17 protein-coding genes are annotated in these 17,612 nt (G+C 62.9%); 3 read left to right on the forward strand and 14 right to left on the reverse strand.

Going from position 1 to position 17,612, the window contains the following annotated elements; all coding sequences use genetic code 11:
• Nucleotides 1-104 precede the first annotated feature (104 nt).
• From P775_RS10350 to P775_RS10380, 7 genes are all read right to left on the reverse strand, one after another.
• On the reverse strand, nucleotides 105-2,357 hold the full coding sequence (locus P775_RS10350; protein ID WP_099910935.1) for a DEAD/DEAH box helicase: 2,253 nt from the start codon (nucleotides 2,355-2,357) through the stop codon (nucleotides 105-107).
• A 179-nt stretch (nucleotides 2,358-2,536) separates the two neighbouring features.
• Nucleotides 2,537-3,595 carry a TRAP transporter substrate-binding protein gene (locus P775_RS10355; protein WP_099910936.1) on the reverse strand — a complete coding sequence of 353 codons (1,059 nt, stop codon included), beginning with the start codon at nucleotides 3,593-3,595 and terminating at the stop codon, nucleotides 2,537-2,539.
• 33 nt (nucleotides 3,596-3,628) lie between these two features.
• Nucleotides 3,629-4,918, reverse strand: coding sequence for a TRAP transporter large permease (locus tag P775_RS10360; RefSeq protein WP_099910937.1), 1,290 nt, complete (start codon nucleotides 4,916-4,918; stop codon nucleotides 3,629-3,631).
• Nucleotides 4,919-5,503: a TRAP transporter small permease gene (locus tag P775_RS10365; protein WP_099910938.1), complete on the reverse strand. Its 585-nt coding sequence runs from the start codon at nucleotides 5,501-5,503 to the stop codon at nucleotides 4,919-4,921. It lies immediately after the preceding gene.
• Between the two features lie 49 nt (nucleotides 5,504-5,552).
• Complete coding sequence (locus P775_RS10370; protein WP_099911007.1) at nucleotides 5,553-6,059, reverse strand: flavin reductase family protein; 507 nt, start codon at nucleotides 6,057-6,059, stop codon at nucleotides 5,553-5,555.
• Nucleotides 6,060-6,086: 27 nt separating this feature from the next.
• The gene (locus P775_RS10375) at nucleotides 6,087-6,977 is read right to left on the reverse strand and encodes an aldo/keto reductase (protein WP_099910939.1); all 891 of its coding nucleotides are present in this window, start codon (nucleotides 6,975-6,977) and stop codon (nucleotides 6,087-6,089) included.
• Complete coding sequence (locus P775_RS10380; protein WP_099910940.1) at nucleotides 6,977-8,131, reverse strand: LLM class flavin-dependent oxidoreductase; 1,155 nt, start codon at nucleotides 8,129-8,131, stop codon at nucleotides 6,977-6,979. Before P775_RS10380 ends, P775_RS10375 begins: the two co-directional genes overlap by 1 nt.
• Before the next feature lie 90 nt (nucleotides 8,132-8,221).
• Here P775_RS10380 and P775_RS10385 point away from each other — a divergent pair, with 90 nt between their 5' ends.
• The 3 genes from P775_RS10385 to P775_RS10395 all read left to right on the forward strand — a co-directional run bounded on the left by P775_RS10385 (nucleotide 8,222) and on the right by P775_RS10395 (nucleotide 10,623).
• Nucleotides 8,222-8,926 (forward strand): GntR family transcriptional regulator, encoded by a 705-nt coding sequence (locus P775_RS10385; protein ID WP_099910941.1) that lies wholly within the window; start codon nucleotides 8,222-8,224, stop codon nucleotides 8,924-8,926.
• 10 nt (nucleotides 8,927-8,936) lie between these two features.
• Nucleotides 8,937-10,037: a Gfo/Idh/MocA family protein gene (locus P775_RS10390; protein WP_099910942.1), complete on the forward strand. Its 1,101-nt coding sequence runs from the start codon at nucleotides 8,937-8,939 to the stop codon at nucleotides 10,035-10,037.
• A gap of 76 nt (nucleotides 10,038-10,113) precedes the next feature.
• A complete protein-coding gene (locus tag P775_RS10395; protein ID WP_099910943.1) occupies nucleotides 10,114-10,623 on the forward strand; it encodes an alkylphosphonate utilization protein in 510 nt (169 codons plus the stop codon).
• A 58-nt stretch (nucleotides 10,624-10,681) separates the two neighbouring features.
• On the opposite strand, the gene dtd is transcribed toward P775_RS10395, so the two are convergent.
• The 7 genes from dtd to P775_RS10430 form a co-directional block, all read right to left on the reverse strand.
• On the reverse strand, nucleotides 10,682-11,125 hold the full coding sequence (gene dtd / locus P775_RS10400) for a D-aminoacyl-tRNA deacylase (protein ID WP_099910944.1): 444 nt from the start codon (nucleotides 11,123-11,125) through the stop codon (nucleotides 10,682-10,684).
• Complete coding sequence (locus P775_RS10405; RefSeq protein WP_099910945.1) at nucleotides 11,122-12,024, reverse strand: carbohydrate kinase family protein; 903 nt, start codon at nucleotides 12,022-12,024, stop codon at nucleotides 11,122-11,124. Before P775_RS10405 ends, dtd begins: the two co-directional genes overlap by 4 nt.
• Before the next feature lie 105 nt (nucleotides 12,025-12,129).
• A complete protein-coding gene (locus P775_RS10410) occupies nucleotides 12,130-13,260 on the reverse strand; it encodes a TFIIB-type zinc finger domain-containing protein (RefSeq protein ID WP_099910946.1) in 1,131 nt (376 codons plus the stop codon).
• Nucleotides 13,261-13,310: 50 nt separating this feature from the next.
• The gene (locus P775_RS10415; RefSeq protein WP_099910947.1) at nucleotides 13,311-14,432 is read right to left on the reverse strand and encodes an SPFH domain-containing protein; all 1,122 of its coding nucleotides are present in this window, start codon (nucleotides 14,430-14,432) and stop codon (nucleotides 13,311-13,313) included.
• Nucleotides 14,433-14,458: 26 nt separating this feature from the next.
• Nucleotides 14,459-15,421: a DUF2927 domain-containing protein gene (locus P775_RS10420; RefSeq protein WP_099910948.1), complete on the reverse strand. Its 963-nt coding sequence runs from the start codon at nucleotides 15,419-15,421 to the stop codon at nucleotides 14,459-14,461.
• A 1-nt stretch (nucleotide 15,422) separates the two neighbouring features.
• Nucleotides 15,423-16,622, reverse strand: a complete 1,200-nt coding sequence (locus P775_RS10425) for a toxic anion resistance protein (RefSeq protein ID WP_099910949.1) — start codon at nucleotides 16,620-16,622, stop codon at nucleotides 15,423-15,425.
• 29 nt (nucleotides 16,623-16,651) lie between these two features.
• Nucleotides 16,652-17,533 (reverse strand): 5-bromo-4-chloroindolyl phosphate hydrolysis family protein, encoded by an 882-nt coding sequence (locus P775_RS10430; protein WP_099910950.1) that lies wholly within the window; start codon nucleotides 17,531-17,533, stop codon nucleotides 16,652-16,654.
• Nucleotides 17,534-17,612 lie beyond the last annotated feature (79 nt).

Below are 17,612 nucleotides of genomic sequence, written 5' to 3' on the forward strand. Positions count from 1 at the left end.
CGCCTTGTCCGTTTATTGAAGAGGTCAAAATAAAAGCGGAGCCCAAAGTCATGGGCCCCGCTGGAAATGTCATCGCGTTCTGATCAGACTCTCAGGGACAGCAATCAGTCCTTGCTGCGCCGGGGCACGTCATTGCCGCCCGGACGACCGGCGGGTTTGGCTGCGCGCGGTTTGGCCTTTGCCCCCGGAGGCGTGAAGCGTTTGGAGGTGTCACCCGCCTTGGCCGGGGCCGGTTTGGGCTTTCCCTCGCCATAGGACTTGGTTTCACCGTAGGGTTTTCCTGCGGGTTTTCCGCCGGGCTTGCCAAATTTTCCTGCCGGTTTGCCAAAGGGTTTGCTGCCACCTTCGGAAGATTTGCCATACGGTTTGTCACCGGGTTTTCCGAACTTGCCGGCCGGTTTTCCCGCAGGCTTGCCCTTGTAAGGGCCTTTGGCGCCGTCGTGCTTGTCGTCATGGGCCTTGTAGGGCTTGGCGCGCGGGCGGTCTTCGTCATCACGGTGCGGCTTGTAGGGCTTGGGCTTGCCCGGACGGTCGCCGCGATCTTCGCGTGCAGCGTAAGGGGCTTTTGCCGCTGCAGCGCGGGGGCGCACGGGGGCGTCCGACGCGTCATTAAAGGCAGGCGGGGTCACCGGGGCGTCTTCGCCTGCGGGACGGGCTGCCGGGCGCGGCGCGTCTTCGGCGGCCCGGGGGCTGGGGTCGTATTTCGGCTTGTACTCGCCTCGGGGTTTCGAATCGGGCCGGGGGCTGCGCGCAGGCTTGCTGTCGCGGCGGGGCGGGGCACCGATGTCGGGGGCCCTGTCCAGCTTTTTGATCGTCATGCCATCTTCGAGTTCACCATCGGGGCCGATTGCCGCCATGAAGCTGTCGGCGTCAGAGGCGCGCAGCTCGACAAACGACTCGGTTTCCTGAACGCGAATCGCACCCAGGCTGTCCTTGTCGATATTACCGGCGCGGCAGAGCAGCGGCAGCAACCAGCGCGGTTCGGCATTCTGGTCACGGCCTGCGGACAGGCTGAACCAGACCGAGGGGCCGAATTCGCGCGGCTTGCGGTCGGGTTTTGTGTCGGGGGCCGACAGATCCTCGGGCGCCGAGCGGCGGGACTGGTGCAGACGCAGGAAGGCGGTTGCGATCTGTTCGGGCGTGAAGCGTTCGATCAGCTGGTTGGCAAAGGCCGATTCGGCTGCGTTCGGCGTGGTGGTCCAGCTCGGATCGTTGAGCAGGCGTTCCTCATCGCGCGCGACGATGTCGTCAGCCGAGGGCGGCACGGTCCATACGGCGTCCAGCTTGGCGAATTTCAGAAGGCGCATCGCCTTGCCGCGTACCTTTTGCGGTACGATCATCGCAGACACACCCTTGCGACCAGCGCGACCCGTCCGGCCCGAGCGGTGCAGCAGGGTTTCCGAGTTGGTCGGCAGTTCCGCGTGGATCACGAGGTCGAGGTTGGGCAGGTCGATGCCGCGTGCAGCAACGTCGGTGGCCACACAGACTTTGGCCCGTCCGTCGCGCATTGCTTGCAGCGCATGGGTACGTTCGGTCTGGGACAGCTCGCCCGACAGGGACACAACCGCAAAGCCACGATTGGACAGGCGCGCCGTCAGACGGGCGACCATGGCGCGGGTGTTGGCAAAAACGATGGCGTTTTCGGCATCATGGAACAGCAGCAGGTTGATCACGGCATGTTCGCCGTCGCGTTCGCCCACGGCCATCGCCTGATAGGAAATGTCGGCGTGTTGCTTTGCACCGGTGGTGGTGTTCACGCGTTCAGCGTTGTTCTGGTACTGCTTTGCCAGCGTCGCGATCATCGGCGGCACGGTGGCCGAGAACATCAGCGTGCGGCGGTCGGCAGGGGCCTCGCCCAGCATGAATTCAAGGTCTTCGCGAAAGCCGAGGTCAAGCATCTCGTCCGCTTCGTCTAGCACGACGGCGCGCAGGCCCGACATATCGAGCGAACCGCGCTTGATATGGTCAACCAGACGGCCCGGCGTGCCGACAACAATATGCGCGCCGCGTTCAAGCGTGCGCTTTTCGCCGCGCATGTCCATGCCGCCGACGCAGGTGGCGACAACGGCGCCGGTGCGGGCATAAAGCCATGTGATTTCGCGCATGACCTGAAAGGCCAGTTCGCGGGTGGGGGCAACGATGAGGGCGAGCGGCGTACCGGCCCGACCCATCTTTTCGCTGCCGTCCAGCAGGGTCTCTGCGATGGCAAGGCCAAAGCCCACCGTTTTGCCTGACCCGGTCTGGGCTGAGACGAGAAGGTCGCGTCCCGAAAGTGCGGGATCGGTCACGGCCTCCTGTACGGGGGTGAGTGTGGTAAAGCCTTTTTCGGCGAGTGCGTCGGCGAGAGTCTGGATCATGTAGCGGGGCGTCCTGGAAACGGGTGGTCCGGACGTGGCCCGGGCAAGGGTCGTTCCCTAGTCCTTCTTTGGCCGGTTGTATAGAGGGTGAAGTGACGAGGGTTAGCAAGCTGTCTTTTTGTCAGCTGTCTTGTGTGTGCCAGAGGCCGCAGTCTGGGCTGCGGACTCTGGGGCGGTGCTCAGTTCAGATCGCTGGCATAACCTGCGTTGAGATCGGCCTCGGCGGCGGACACGGCAGCGCTCAGCGCGTCGAATATCTCGGGGCCGCCTTCGACATTTTCCTGGAACCACGCATAGACAGGCTCTGCTGCGGCGCGGAACGCCTCTTTCTCTTCCGGGGAGGGCACGTAAAGATCGCCGCCCTCGGCCACGAAGTCCTGATAGGCTTGGATCGACTTACGCTTGGGTGAGGCAAAGGTCGCCTGTTGCAACTCGGCAAAGCCGTCAACCACGACGCGGCGCATATCCTCGGGCATCCCGAGGAATTTCTCGTTGTTCATGACCCAGATCGCGCCCATGTAGGCATGACCGTCCAGCGTCATGTATTTCAGCCCGGCTTCTGGGAATTTCATGTTCATGATGTCGGTGATGCCGTTTTTGGACCCTTCGACCACGCCGGTCTGAAGCGAGGTGAACAGTTCCGGCCAGCTGATGGGGGTGGGTGAAGCGCCCATCGCCTTGACCAGTTCCTGCGGCAGATCGGCGACAACGGTGCGGATCTTGAGCCCGGCCAGGTCTTCGGGTTTGGTGACGCGGTGTTTGGTATTGGCAAAGTTGCGCCAGCCGCCGGTGTTGCCGATGGTCATCACGCGGATCGTATCACCCGAGCTTGCCAGTGCCATGTCCCGCATGGTGCGGGTGAAATCGCTCGACAGCACAGCTTCGGCGATACGGTCCGACGACATGAGGTAAGGCAGGTCGAGCACCTGCACATAGGGAAAGATGCCTGCGGCGCCTCCAGAGGTCGTCACGAAGACGTCGATAGATCCATCCGCCACGCCTTGCAGGCATTCCGCGCCACCGGCACAAAGCTGTGTGCCTATGAACAGTTCGACCGCGATCTTGCCGTTCGACGCCGCTTCGACATAGTTCTTGAACACGACAAGGCCGTCGTAATCTTCGTCATTCTCGTTGGAATTTGCCGTGGCGCGGATGGTGTAATCCTGCGCGGCGGCGCTGAGCGCTGTCCCGGCAAGAAGAGCGGCGGTCAGGGCTGCCTTTGTAAGACCTTTGAGCATTCTGTGAACTCCCTATGCGTGATGGTCGGTTGATTATTGGACGAACCCGAAAAGACGCGGGACAGTCAGCGAAATGGCGGGGATAAAGGTGATCAGGAAGATCACCACAACCTCGACGGCCAGAAAGGGCAGGATCGCCTTGGATATCGTCTCGACCCGTTCGCCGGAAACGGAGCTGGCGACGAACAGCACCAGTCCCATGGGCGGTGTGGCAAGGCCGACGGTCAGATTCACCGACATGATAATGGCGAAATGCACGGGATCAATGCCGAGATTGACGAAGATCGGCCCCAGGATCGGCCCAAGGATGATGATCGCAGGGCCAGCATCGAGGAACATGCCGACAACGAACAGCAGCAGGTTGATCAGGAAGAGCAGAATCAGAGGATTGTCGCTGAGGCCCAGAATGAAGGCCGCCAGATGTTCGGGCGCGTGGCTGAGGCTGACCACGGTCTTGAACGCCATAGCCGCCCCCACCAGCAGCAGGACCACAGCCGAGGTGGTGGCGGCACGGCCGAGCACATCCGGAAGGTCGCGCAGGGTCAGCGTACGAAGCACGAACACGCCGATCACAATGGCGTAGGCAACAGCGACGGCGGCCGCCTCGGTTGGGGTGAAGACACCGCCAAGGATGCCACCGAGGATGATCACCGGGGTGAGCAGGGGAAAGAAGGCCTTGAGGCTGGCCTGCCCGCGTTCGGGCCATGTCGCCTTGGCGCGCGACGCCGGGAAATCGTAGCGGTTGGCCATGACCTTGACCATCAGCATCAGGCCAAGACCGACGAGGATGCCGGGCACGATGCCCGCAAGGAACAGGGCGGCGACGGATTCACCCATCACGTAGGCGTAGATGATCATGATGCCAGAGGGCGGGATGATCGGGCCGATGACCGAACTTGCGGCGGTGATCGCGGCGGCAAAGCGGCGGGTGTACCCCTCTTTCTCCATCGCCGGTATCAGCATGGACCCCAGCGCCGAGGTATCCGCCACGGCAGACCCCGAAAGGCCCGCGAAGAGCATGGAGCTGAGGATGTTCACATGGGCAAGCCCACCCCGGAAATGGCCCATCATGGCTTGCGAGAATTCGACAAGGCGCATTGTGATGCCGCCGCGATTCATCAGCTCGCCCGCCAGCATGAAGAATGGGATTGCCATCAGCGGGAAACTGTCCATGCCGTTGTAGACATTGCGATAGAGCAGTGACAGATCGCGTTCCTGACCGTTCAGCAACAGCAGGATGCCGGGGGCGGCGAGCATGCCGAAGAACACGGGCAGGCCGATCATCAGGAACAGCAGAAACAGGGGAAGGAAGAAGACCAGCATCTATTCGGCCCTCAATTCGACATCCATGACCGGGCGCAGTCGCTTTTCCTGCCCCAGCAGGGCGATGAGGGTGCGCAGGATCAGTTCCACATTCACTGCCAGCAGCAGGATCAGCCCAGTGTAAAGCGACAGGTACATCCAGGCGAGCTTAATCTTGAAGCCCTTCATCCCGATCCATTCCAGCGGCAGTCGCAGCGAGGACGACGCGAACATCCAGCCCGAGGTCACGTGTTTCTGCCCCAGCTCCAGCCCCATCACCAGCACCGCACCCGAAAGCAGCAATAGCACCAGCGACAGTGCCGCGCCCAGGCTGCGGGGCAGCTGCGCGCTCAGCATGTCGATGGCCACGAATCCGCCCCGGCGGTAGGCAGAGGGCGCGATCAGCCCGGTCATCCACAGCATGAGAAAGCGCGACGCCTCTTCCGGCCAGGGCAGGGCGTTGTTCAGAACGTAGCGCATGAACACCTGCAACAGGATGCAGACCACCATCAGCGCAATCGCGACGATGGCCAGCGCGCGGCCCAGCCGCAGCACGTGGTCCAGCACGAATTGCAGGGGGCGCAGGATCCCCAGCAAAATGGCCATCGGCCCTCTCCTCCCTCTACGCCCCCGGTTTGTTGTCTCTAAGGGCGGTTCATGACGCTGGTGCAAAGCCACCGTAAGCGCCGCCATGAAACAGCAGCGGTTTTCCGGGCCGTGTGGTCACGCGCGTCACCCGTGCCACGATGATTGTATGATCGCCGCCGTCATGTTCTGCAGTCTTTTCGCATTCAAAGCAGGACAGGCAGCCGTCAAGCAGTGGCACACCATGGGCGCCTGTGGTCCAGTCGAATTCGTGAAAGGCATCCCCTGTGCGCGCGAACCCCTTGCAATGATCCAGCTGATCCGCGCCGATCACATGAATGGCGAAATGCTCGGCTGCGGCATAGAACGGATAGCGCGACGAGGATTTCGCCGGTGCCCAGAGCACCAGCGGCGGATCCAGCGAAACGCTGGCAAAGCTGTTGGCGGTGATTCCAAGCGGGCCGTCGGCCGTGGCGCAGGTCACGATGGTGACGCCGGTGCCGAACTGGCCCAGCGCTTCGCGAAAGGCGCGGGCATCCTCGGTCGCCGGATCAAAGCTGAGCGGGTGTGCGGTCATGAAGGGGCCTTTGTCATCCGGCACATGTTATGGCACTTCTTCGCCAAGCGCGTGGGTGTAAAGTTCAAACCAGGTCTCCCGATCCATGTTGATGCTGGCCGCGTCGCCGATCCGGGCGATGCGGTCCAGATTGTTTGTGCCAAGGACAGGTAGGATGCGCGCGGGATGTGCCAAGAGCCAGGCGATCGCCGCTGCGGTTTCATCGGTACCATGGGCCGCGCCGACCTCTTTCAGGGCGGTCAGCAGCTTGGCATGTCGGGTGTCAAAGAACAGCGATCCGCCGCCCAGCGGCGACCAGGCCATCGGTGGAATGGCGCGTTCCTGCAGAAAGGCGATATCGCCATTGGTAAAGGGGTCATGGGCCAGAAGCGAAATTTCGATCTGATTGGTGCAAAGCTGCGTCTTCATCGCCGATTGCAGCAGTGTCCAGTCCCAGGGTTTGAAGTTCGACACCCCCACGGCGCGGACCTTGCCGCTGGCGACAACCTCGTCCAGCGCGGCGCCGGTTTCAATGTGGTCCATCAGCGGATCGGGGCGGTGAATCAAGAGCACATCGATATAGTCGGTCTTCATCAGCCGCAGCGAATGATCGACCGAAGCAAGGACATGTGCGCGGCTGGTGTCATAGTATTTCACCCGGCGTTCCGCATAGCGCCCGGCGGGCGCGACGATATCGCATTTGGTCACGATCTCGATCTTCTGGCGCAGTTCTGATGGCAGGGCGTTGCCCAGAATCTGTTCGGCCATGTAGCCGCCGTAGATATCGGCCTGATCCATGGTTGTGATGCCCTGATCCAGGCAGGCGTCGATCTTGGCACGCACCTCTTGCGGGGAGTGATCGTCGCCGTCGCCCAGCCGCCACATGCCATAGACAAGGCGGCTAAGGGTCACGTCCGGTGTCAGGGCAATGCGGTCCATCAGCGTCTTTCTCCTGCGCCAAGCGGCGTTAAGGGGGTCGTTGCGGGCACGCGGCCATAGGCCTGCGGTAGCGAGCATGTTTTCATCTGTGGCAATACTCGGCTGCCAAAGTGTCGGCATTCCTCTATATGGGGATAGCCCGACAGGATGAAGGCCCGGATGCCCATTTTCTGATAACTTTCTAGTTCACTCAGAACCTGGTCGGTCGATCCTACCAATGCGGCGCCACAGCCCGACCGTGCGCGCCCTACACCGGTCCACAGGTGCGGTTCGATAAAGCCATCCATATCTGCGAGTTCGCGGTTTTTGGCCTGATGCGATACACCCAGCGACCCCGCATCCAGCGCGCGGTCGCGGATCGTTTTGCCCTGATTGTCATCCAGCTGGCTGACCAGATGCTGCGCGTATTCGCGCGCCTCAGCTTCGGTATCGCGCACTATGACATGTACGCGCAGGCCATAATCCAGCGTGCGGCCATGGCGCGCCGCCACGGCGTGAACATCCTGCATCCGCTGGGCAAGTGCGTCTTTGGTTTCGGGCCACATGAGGTAGACATCGCAGTGCTGACCGCAAAGTTCCAGCGCATCCGGCGAATAGCCACCAAAATACAGCAAAGGACCGCCAGTCTGGTAAGGCTTGACCGGATCGGTGGTCAGGCCTTTGAAATCATAAACCTCGCCGGAATAGTTGATCTCGTCCTGTGTCCAGGCTTGTTTCAGGATCTCGACCACCTCGCGTGAGCGCTTATAGCGGAAAGGTGAGGGTTCCTTTTGCCCCGGAAAGTCGGAGGAGATGATGTTCACCGTCAGGCGGCCCTCAAGCATGTGATCCAGCGTCGCTATGGTGCGGGCCAGCATGATCGGCTGCATCTCGCCACAGCGCACGGCGGCGAGCAGGTTGATCCTGTCGGTGATCGGCGCGCAGCCGGCAACAAAGGACAGGGTATCCTGACCCACCTGATACGACGACGGGCAAAGGATGTTGCGAAAGCCCTGTGCCTCGGCCTCTTTCACGATGTCCGAGCAGTGTGGCCAGCTTGACCGCAGCGCCCCGTCGGGCACCCCCAGATAGGCATAATCGTCCGAGCAGAGGGCCGAGAACCACGACACTTCGGCGGCATCAAGGTCGGGCGAAGTGATAGGAACGATTGTCATTGGCAACTTTCTGGGCGGCAAGGATTACTCTTGCGTAGCAGTGTCATTGATGTAAATCAATAGTGTATCAATTTAACCTCTGGACGCCATGTGACTGCCGACCGCGACGCCCTTCCGCTTTATGTGCAACTGAGTGAGATGTTGATTCGCGAGATCAACGCCGGGCGGCTGGCCAACGGCCAACGTCTGCCGCCCGAGCGGGAGATGGCAGTGCAGCTGGGCACCGCCGTCGGCACGCTGCGCAAGGCTCTGGCGGATCTGACGGACAAGGGCCTGCTGGAGCGGGTGCAGGGGTCTGGAAATTATGTGCGCGCCAAACCGGACGCCAAATCGGTCTATGCTTTTTTTCGGGTAGAACTGCTGGAAGGTGGCGGACTGCCCCGTGCGGAACTGCTGGATGTGTCCAGGGCGGACAAGAGCGTGGGGTTGCCGGATTTCGGCACATCTGACGTAGCGCATCGCATCCGGCGGCTGCGTCGGCTGAATGCGACCCCTGCGGTGCTGGAAGAGATCTGGCTCGACGGGTCCTATGCCGACCGGTTGGATCCCGCTGAGATGTCGGAATCCCTCTACCTCTATTATCGCAGTGCGCTGGGGCTGTGGATCACCCGGGTGGAGGATCGCGTCGGGCTGGGTGCGGTCCCCGACTGGGCGCCTGATGTCTTTGGGCCGCGTCCGGGGACGCCCTGCGTGATGGTGGAGCGGATCAGCTGGGGGCAGGACGGCGCGCGCGCCGAGGTGTCGCGCAACTGGATCGATACGGATGTGGCGCGTTACGTGGCGCGCCTTGGGTAAGGGCACCGAGATGAAGACGATCAATTATGGCCTCATTGGCTGCGGCATGATGGGGCAAGAGCATCTGCGCAACATCGCCCTTTTGGAAGGAACCCGCGTCGCCGCGATCTTTGAGCCGGATGCCACCATGGCGCAGGCGGCGCTGGATCTGGTGCCGGGCGCGCAGCTTGTGAGTTCGGTCGAGGCGCTGCTGGGGCTGCCCGAGCTTGACGCGCTGGTGATCGTGTCGCCCAACCATCTGCATGTGGCGCAGCTGGAACTGATCGCGGCGCGCCGCCCCTTGCCGGTGCTGGTGGAAAAGCCGCTTTACACGATGACCGAGGATGCGGGTCGTGTGCAGCGCCTGCTGGAGACATATCCCGCGCCGGTCTGGGTGGCGATGGAATATCGCTACATGCCGCCGATCGCCGCGCTGCTGGATCAGGCGCAGGCGGCCACGGGCGGGGTGAGGATGCTGACCATTCGCGAACACCGCTTTCCCTTTTTGCCCAAGGTCGGCGACTGGAACCGGTTCAACCGCAATACCGGCGGCACTCTGGTCGAGAAATGCTGCCATTTCTTTGACCTCATGCGGCTGGTGATTGAGTCCGAACCGGTGCGGGTGATGGCAAGCGCCGGGCAGGCGGTGAATCACAAGGACGAAGCCTATGGCGGTGAGGTGCCCGACATCTGGGACAATGCCTATGTCATTGTCGATTTCGCCAGCGGAGCGCGTGCCATGCTGGAGCTGTGCATGTTCGCGGAAGGCAGTCGTTACCAAGAGGAGGTCAGCGCCGTTGGACCCATGGGCAAGATCGAGGCGCTGGTGCCCGGCCCGGGGCGGTTCTGGCCTGTGGCGCTGGGCAGCCCGCCAGTGCCGCAGCTGATCGTCAGCCCGCGCAGCCCCAAGGGGCCGCACCGCATTGATATCCCGGTGGACCCCGCCCTGCTGGCGGCGGGCGATCACAACGGATCGACCTATTACCAGCATCAGCGGTTTCTGGATGTGGTGCGCGGGCAGGGCGTGCCCGAGGTCAGCCTGAACGACGGTTTTGCCGCCGTGCGCATGGGGCTGGCGGCGCAGGAATCGGCTCTGACAGGGCAGGCGGTGGTTCTGGCCTCAAAGCTTTGATCCCGGCCGATTGTGGGTCGCCAAGGGCGGCCACGGGCGTTAGCAGGTGACTGCATTCACCAGAGGGAGAGCCGAGATGGCCTGTGTACTGTGCGGCGCGGAAGACGCGCGCGGGATCGTTGTTGCACCAAAGGATATCGAGGTACCGGTCTGTGACACCTGCCGCGTCGGGATCGAGACTGGCCCGCAGGACGTGCCGCACTGGCAATGCCTGAACGAGGCGATCTGGTCCGAGGATGCTGCGACCAAGGTGCTGGCCTGGCGGCTGCTGAACACGCTGGACGCGCTTTGGGCCAAGGAGCTGCTGGAAATCGCGTATCTGGAACCCGACGATCTGGACTGGGCACAGGCGGGCGTCGGTGCCCTGCCGGATCTGCTGCATCGTGACAGCAACGGCGTCGTGCTGGCGCAGGGTGACACGGTTGTGCTGATCAAGGATCTGACCGTGAAGGGCGCGGGATTTACCGCAAAGCGGGGCACCGCGGTGCGGGGCATTTCTCTGGTTGCTGACAATGCAGAGCATATCGAGGGCCGCGTCGAAGGTCAGCGCATCGTGATCCTGACGCAGTTCGTCAAGAAATCCTGAAGTCTGGCGCCTGTTGCGCGGTCGGATTTTGCGTATTTGCAAAGAGAAGAAGCAGGGGTCAGTCCGCTGTATCCACCCAGATTGTCACCGGGCCGTCGTTGATGAGGCTCACCGCCATGTCGGCGCCAAAGCGCCCCGTGGCGGTGAGAATGTTCAGGCTTTGGATGCGGTCGACGAAATAGTCGTAGAGGCGGCGGCCCTCATCCGGCGGGGCAGCGCTGGAAAAGCCGGGGCGATTGCCGCGCGAGGTGTCGGCCGCAAGGGTGAACTGGCTGACCACCAGTGCGGCGCCGCCGATGTCGGTGACAGAGCGGTTCATCTTGCCTGCCTCATCGGTGAAGATGCGCAGCTTGGCGATCTTGGCGGCGAGCTGGTCCGCCTCGGCCTCTGAATCCCCCTGCATGGCGCAGATCAGGATCAGCAAGCCGGGGCCGATCTCCCCCAGCACCGCGCCATCGACCGAGACCGAGGCGCGGCTGACCCGCTGAAGCAGTGCCCTCACAGCTCGTTGAGCCAGGGCGGGTTCGCGCCTGCGCGGCTGACGGTGATTGCGGCAGCCTGAGCGCCAAGTTCGACGGCGGATTTCAGAGTTTCGAGCGTGGCTGAGCGCAGGGCGTCGCGGTTGAGCAGCCCATCCCGGGCCAGACCCGCCAGAAGGCCCGCGTTGAACGTATCTCCTGCGCCGACGGTGTCCACAACGGTGGCCCGGGTTGCGGGCACGCGCAGGGTTTCGGTTGCTGTGGTGGCATCGACGCCTTCGGCACCGCGTGTCACCAGAACAAGGGCGGTGCCCGCAGCGATCAGATCTGCCGGAGTGGTGCCGAGCCAGTCCATATCTTCGTCCGAGACCTTGATGATGTCGGCCTTTGGCAGCATCGAGCCGAGGCGGTTGCGATAGGCGGCTTCATCCGTGATGAAATTCGGGCGAATGTTGGGGTCGATCATGATCACGCGCTTGCCGGCCTCGCGCAGGCAGAGCATGGCATAGCTGTCGGCGGCGGGTTCGCTGACCAGAGAGATGCCGCCAAAGAACAGCGCCGTGACCGTGTCGTGCAGCGCCGGCAGGTCATGGGCGGCGAGCATGCGCCCGGCGGTCATTTCATCATAAAAGGCGTATTTGGCATGGCCGTCGGTCAGTGTGACAAAGGCGAGCGTGGTGGGACGTTCGCTGCGCGGCGAGAGGGAATAATCCACATGCGAGTGGTCCAGCGTGGCACAGAGCTGGGTGCCAAAGAGGTCGGTCGACAACCCGCCGAAATAGCCCGAGGGGGCGCCGAGTCGGCCCAGTGCGATGGCTGTGTTGAACACCGCGCCGCCTGAAAGGGGCGAAAACGCCGGTTCGCCCGCTGTCGTTTCACGCGGGAGCATGTCGATCAGGGCTTCGCCGCAGGACAGGATCATGGGAACCTCCAAAATATGTTTGCGCTAAACTGCCTTGTGGGGGCGGTGGGGGCAAGGGGCTGCGCTAGTCTGACGGGCGGGATTATGCGCAGAGCGCCGGGGCGTCTATTGGTTCATGGCGATCACATAGCCCACACCGGCTGCCACGATCACGCCCAGCACCACGGCGAGCGCGATTTTCCAAGTCGACCACGGGCGTTCCCCCTGCACGCGGCCGGTCTGGCCGTTGACGACAAAGCGGTAGCTTTGCCCGCGATACTTGTAGGCCGCGAGCCAGACCGGCAAGAGCACGTGTTTGAAGGTCACGGCGCTGACATCCGTATCGACGCTGTGGATACGCTGACGGTCACCGCCGATGTCGAATTTCACGTCACGCGCGATCTGCTGATCCATCAGGGCGCGCGCCTCGGCAAAGCCGGTGTCGAGATCGAGGGTGTAGCCTTCGGCGCGGAACCCGGCAAGGAATTCGGGGCGGTAGGGTTCTAGGCGGGTGAGATCCCAAGGCTGCAGCGCATCGGTGAAGCGCTTGGGCAGAGAGGTCGCGGCGAGCACCAGCACATCATCGAAAAAGCGCGCAACGCGGCCCGAGACCGGGTGCCAGCGGATCTGCTGCACCTGCTGGGTTGTCGGCTTGCCGTCGCGCATCACGGTGCGGGTTTCGTAATAGATCGTGCCGCGCTCGCCGCGATAGGCGGATTTCGTATCGGCATCATAGGTCCAGTAGGGGACATAGATGCCCTGCATCCGGCGCCCCTTGCGGGCATAGTCCGTGAGGCCGTTGGGCGCGAACCACAACCCGCCGAGCCAGTCTGTCATCGCCTGTTTTGCCTTGGGTTCGTCCAGTTCGAAGGGCAGCACACCGCGCGGCTTGATCTGGCGGTGGGTGCCGGTGTCGGCCACCACGGGGGTGGCGCAAAACGGGCAGTCGGTGGCGTGAACATCCGGGTTGAATTCCACCTGCGCGCCGCAATTGGGGCAGGTGGAAACGCGGGTCTCCTCGATCTCCTGCAAGGGCAGCAGATTGGCCAGGGCCTTGCGGAAATCCAGTTCCTTGATGCCGCCGCCCCAGGGGCCGCTTGTGCCCGTCACCTTTGCCGTATTGCCGCAATGGTCGCAGATCAGCAGGCCCTGCGCGGGGTCAAAGCGCATCTCTGACCCGCAGGCGTTGCAGGGAAAGCGGTGTTCCTGAACCGGGGCCGGAGGGGGGGCCGGAGCGGGAGGCGGGATGTCGGACATGAACTTTTATGCCTCCGGCGGGGATATTTGAGGGCAGATGAAACCGGGGCTCAGGCGCCGGGGGGCGGAGGGGGTGGCAGCACGGTAAAGAGCTGGGCGAGTTCGGTCACGTCCTCAGCCCGGAGCCAGCCGTCCTGACCGGCGGTCCAGACATAGCTTTCCCGCGTCAGTTCGCCGTTTGCGGCCATGCGGCCCAAGGCGGCGCGCGAAAAGGGGCCTTTGGTCTGGCCGTTTTCGGCCACATGCCAGACATGCTCGACCGGGGGCGGGGGCGGCGCTGACGGGGTGGGGTGCTGTTGCGCGGGCGCGGCGCCCCAGGGGCCCTGCCGCGACATCTGAGCGGCCATGGCCATGCCCATTCCGGCCCCAAGGCCTGCGGCCATGCCGCCCCCGGCGGGATTGTTGGCAGCGGCTGTCATTGCCTCGGCGGCGGAGTATTGCGTGAACTTGCCCAGATCCCCGGCGAGGCCCATGGAGGTGCGTTTGTCCAAAGCCTGTTCGACGGCAGGGGGGAGGGAGATGTTTTCGATATACATCTCTGGCATGGTGAGGCCGTAGTCTGCGATGGTTTGCGACACTTCGCCTGCCACCAGCTTGCCCAGATCGCCGGTATTGGCGGCCATGTCGAGCACGGGGATGCCCGAGGAGGCAAGCACGCGCGATACCTCTTGCACGATGATGTTGCGGATCTGAAAGCTGATTTCGTCCATCGTGAATTCGCCGTCGGTGCCGACGATTTCGCGCAGAAATTTTGCCGCATCGGTCACGCGGATCGAATAGGTGCCGAAGGCGCGCAGGCGGACCGGGCCGAATTCCGGGTCCCGCGCGATGATCGGGTTCTTGGTGCCCCATTTCAGGTCGTTGAAGCGGGTGGTGTTGACGTAGTAAATCTCGGATTTGAAGGGCGATTTAAAGCCGTGATCCCAATGCTGCAGCGAGGTCATGATCGGCATGTTGTTGGTTTCGAGCATGTAGAGCCCGGGGGTGAACACATCCGCCAGCTGGCCTTCGTGCACGAAGACCGCCGCCTGACCTTCGCGCACGGTCAGCTTGGCGCCATACTTGATCTCATGGCCTTCGCGCTCGAACCGCCAGACCATGGTGTCGCGGGTGTCGTCGGTCCAGTGGATGACGTCGATGAACTGTCCGCTGAGAAAGTCGAAAATGCCCATGTCATGGTCTCCTGTCGATCATTGGATCAGCTTGACCCGCCTGCATAGCGCACTGCGAGTTCGTGCACGATGGGGCGGGCCTCTTCGGCGGTCATGCCGGGCGTCAGGCGAGGGTCGTAGAGCATGCGCAGCATAATCTCGTCCTGCTTGGTCAGCAGGGCGAATTCGTCGTCGTCATTGAAGATCGACGGACGCGCCTGCGGGCTGTCATTGGCTAGCCCCATACCCTGTGCGACCTCTTCGTGCACGCAGGAGCGCATCAGGAGTTCGGGATGTTCGGCGCGGATCAGGGCGATGGACTGGCCGTAGCTGTAGCCGCCGATATCCTGAGAAAAGGCGATCACAAGGCAGTGGATCGAGCGCGGCGTGTCATCGAAGATCCGCAGCGAGGATTGATTGATGTCGGGCACAAGTTCCAGAACGCGGGGGGCAACCAGCGCCTTGTCATCCTCGCTCATGAACAACACGTGAAAATTCGGGTCGTTGTCGGACATGGTGATGGGATGGCCGGTGATCCGTGCCAGACGCGCGACATAGTGCGACAGGACGGCAGTGTCCCTGCGGCGGTCCGCGTCAGACACAGAGGGGCCGAATTCGGCCGCCACCCGGATCGGCTGGACCCATTTCTTGATCCGGCCCAGCTGTCCCGAGGAGGGGCGAAAGCCCTGCCCGCGTTCGTACTCCTCGGCCAGGGCAATCTGTTCGAAGTTGCGTTCAAGCATCGTGTCGGTAAAGGGTGTGTCGGCCCCGCCGCCGTCTGTGCGCAGCAGGCCCTGCGCCAGTTGTTCTGACTGGACCCGTGCGTAATAGCGGGTCAGCGCGGTCCTTTCCGGTGAAGGCAGGTGACGCGCTTGCGGTTTGATCGCCGGAGGTATGGCCATGCCCGAGGGCGGGGCTGCGGATGTGACATCGGGTTGCCCGGAGCGGCGAAAGCCGCAGGCCGCGAGGGTCAGCAGGACCAGCCCGAACAGGAGTGCGCGTCGGATCATGTCAGGCCTTCGGAACCGAGGTGCCGGACGTATCGCCCACGCCATCCCGGCGCGACTTGGCCGAGGCGAGCGTGTCGCGCAAGTCCTTTTCCATCTTCTGCAGCTCTTCTTCGGCCTTGGCGCGCTTGGCCTTGCCCTCATCCGCGATCTGCAGGCTTTCGTTGATCGTGCCGATCAGGTCGGCATTGGCCTGCTTGACCGCTTCGATGTCAAAGACGCCGCGCTCCATTTCCTGGCGGATCACCTTGTTGGAGTCGCGCAGGTTCTTGGCGTTTGAGGTCAGCAGCTCGTTGGTGAGGTCATTGGCTTCGCGCACGGCGCTGGCCGCTTCGGCAGAGCGCTGAATGGTGACGGCCTGCGCCAGCTGGGTTTCCCAGAGCGGCACGGTGTTCACGAGGGTCGAGTTGATCTTGGTCACCAGCGACTTGTCGTTTTCCTGCACCAGACGGATCGAGGGCAGGGACTGCATCGTCACCTGACGGGTCAGTTTCAGGTCATGCACCCGGCGTTCCAGATCGTCGCGGGCGGCGCGCAGATCGCGCAGTTCCTGCGCCTTCATCACCTGATCTTGTTCGGCGGCGGCGGCGATTTCGGCCTCTTTCGCGGGAATGTCGGCCTCGTCCAGACCTTTGATCTTTTCCGTGCCTGCGGCGATGTAGAGGGCAAGTTCGTCATAAAAATCGAGGGTCTTTTCATAAAGAAGATCCAGCGATTTGATGTCCTTGAGCAGAGTGTATTCGTGTTTTTGCAGATCCTCGGTCACCCGGTCGATCTGCAGCTGCACCTTTTCATATTGGGCGGTGAACTTTGCAAAGGGCGCGGCGCGGCCCAGCAGTTTTTCCCACCAGCTGCGGTCGCGGCGCACGTCGAGTTCGGAGACCGAAAAGCCCCGGATCGTGCTGACGATGGAGCGCAGGGAATCGCCGGCCGGGCCGACATCTTTGTTGCGCACATCGGCGAGCATCGCCTGGCTGATTTCCTGCAGTTCTGTCTGAGCGCCGGAGCCGAAAGAGATGATCGACTGGGTGTCGGTCATGTCGATCTCGTCCATGCGCGAGCGGATCTCTTCGCCAAGGTTGGCGTCGGCCTGGGACAGCGGGGTGACGGCGTCAGCAGCCTTGGGGTCGCTCAGAACCATGGCGTTGACTTCATCGACCAGAGCCAGCGTTTCCTGCGCCTTGGCGCGGACATTCTCAGACATGGTAAATCCTTGTTCCGGGGAAGGGGCCTCTAGCCGAGGCGCACCCCTTCGCGTTGCAGGCGGTCGCGCAGGACTTCGATCTCGACATTGAGATCGCTGTTGGTGTCCAGCAGCAGTGTTTTGGTCTTGGCGCCGAACGTCTCTTCCAGATCGCTCAGGAGAAGCATGTAATCACTTCGGGCCTTGGCGTCACGGGTGCGGACGTAGACATCCGCGAATTTCTGCGAAGCGTCGCGCGCGCCCATCAGGTAAACGCCCAGAAACTTGCGCGCGGCGGTCAGGTCGCGGGGGTCTTCTTCGACCGTGCGGAGCAGTTCACGGGCGCGGATCTGGAACCGTTCGACGCGGGCGGCCACCTGACGGTCACCGGAACGGGTGGCCGCCTCTGTCATGGCGGCGAGGTATTTTTCCGCCTCGTCCACAACCCGCGCGACGCGGTTCTGCTGGAAGGTATCGACGCCTTCCATCTGCTTGTCGCCGAGCGGGTCTATGCCAAAGGCGGCAAGGTGCAGGGCACCGGCGGCAATGCCGTAGATCACCGGCGCGGCAAGGCTGGCATCGCTATTGAACGTCGCAAGGGCCGCGCCGATGCCCGCAAGCGCGGCAGCAAAGATCTTGCGGGGGAGCGCGGGGCGGCGGGCCACGCGGCGGGCGGCATATTCTGCCTCTGCCCGCAGGCCATCGCGCAGCAGCCAGGCGCCAAGGGTCAGGGATGTGGCGCCCAGCAGGCCGACAGCCAGCCCTGCAGCCCCGGCGGTGAGAGATGTGAAGGCAAGCAGAATGGGTGGCAGAAACAGCAGGTTGCTGCGTGCGCCCACCGGATCGACCCGCGCGCCGTCAAAGGCAGGGCGGTCAGGATCCGAGGGACCCGTGCCATCCGGGCTGAATTTGCCGCCGAAACGCTGCGCCATTTTCTAAAGTCCCCCGAGAATGCCTGAGGAGACCCCGAACAGGAGAACTATCAGAAGGACATAGGCCACTTTCTGAAGG

Source organism: Puniceibacterium antarcticum (genome assembly GCF_002760615.1).
In the GTDB taxonomy this organism is placed as follows: domain Bacteria; phylum Pseudomonadota; class Alphaproteobacteria; order Rhodobacterales; family Rhodobacteraceae; genus Puniceibacterium; species Puniceibacterium antarcticum.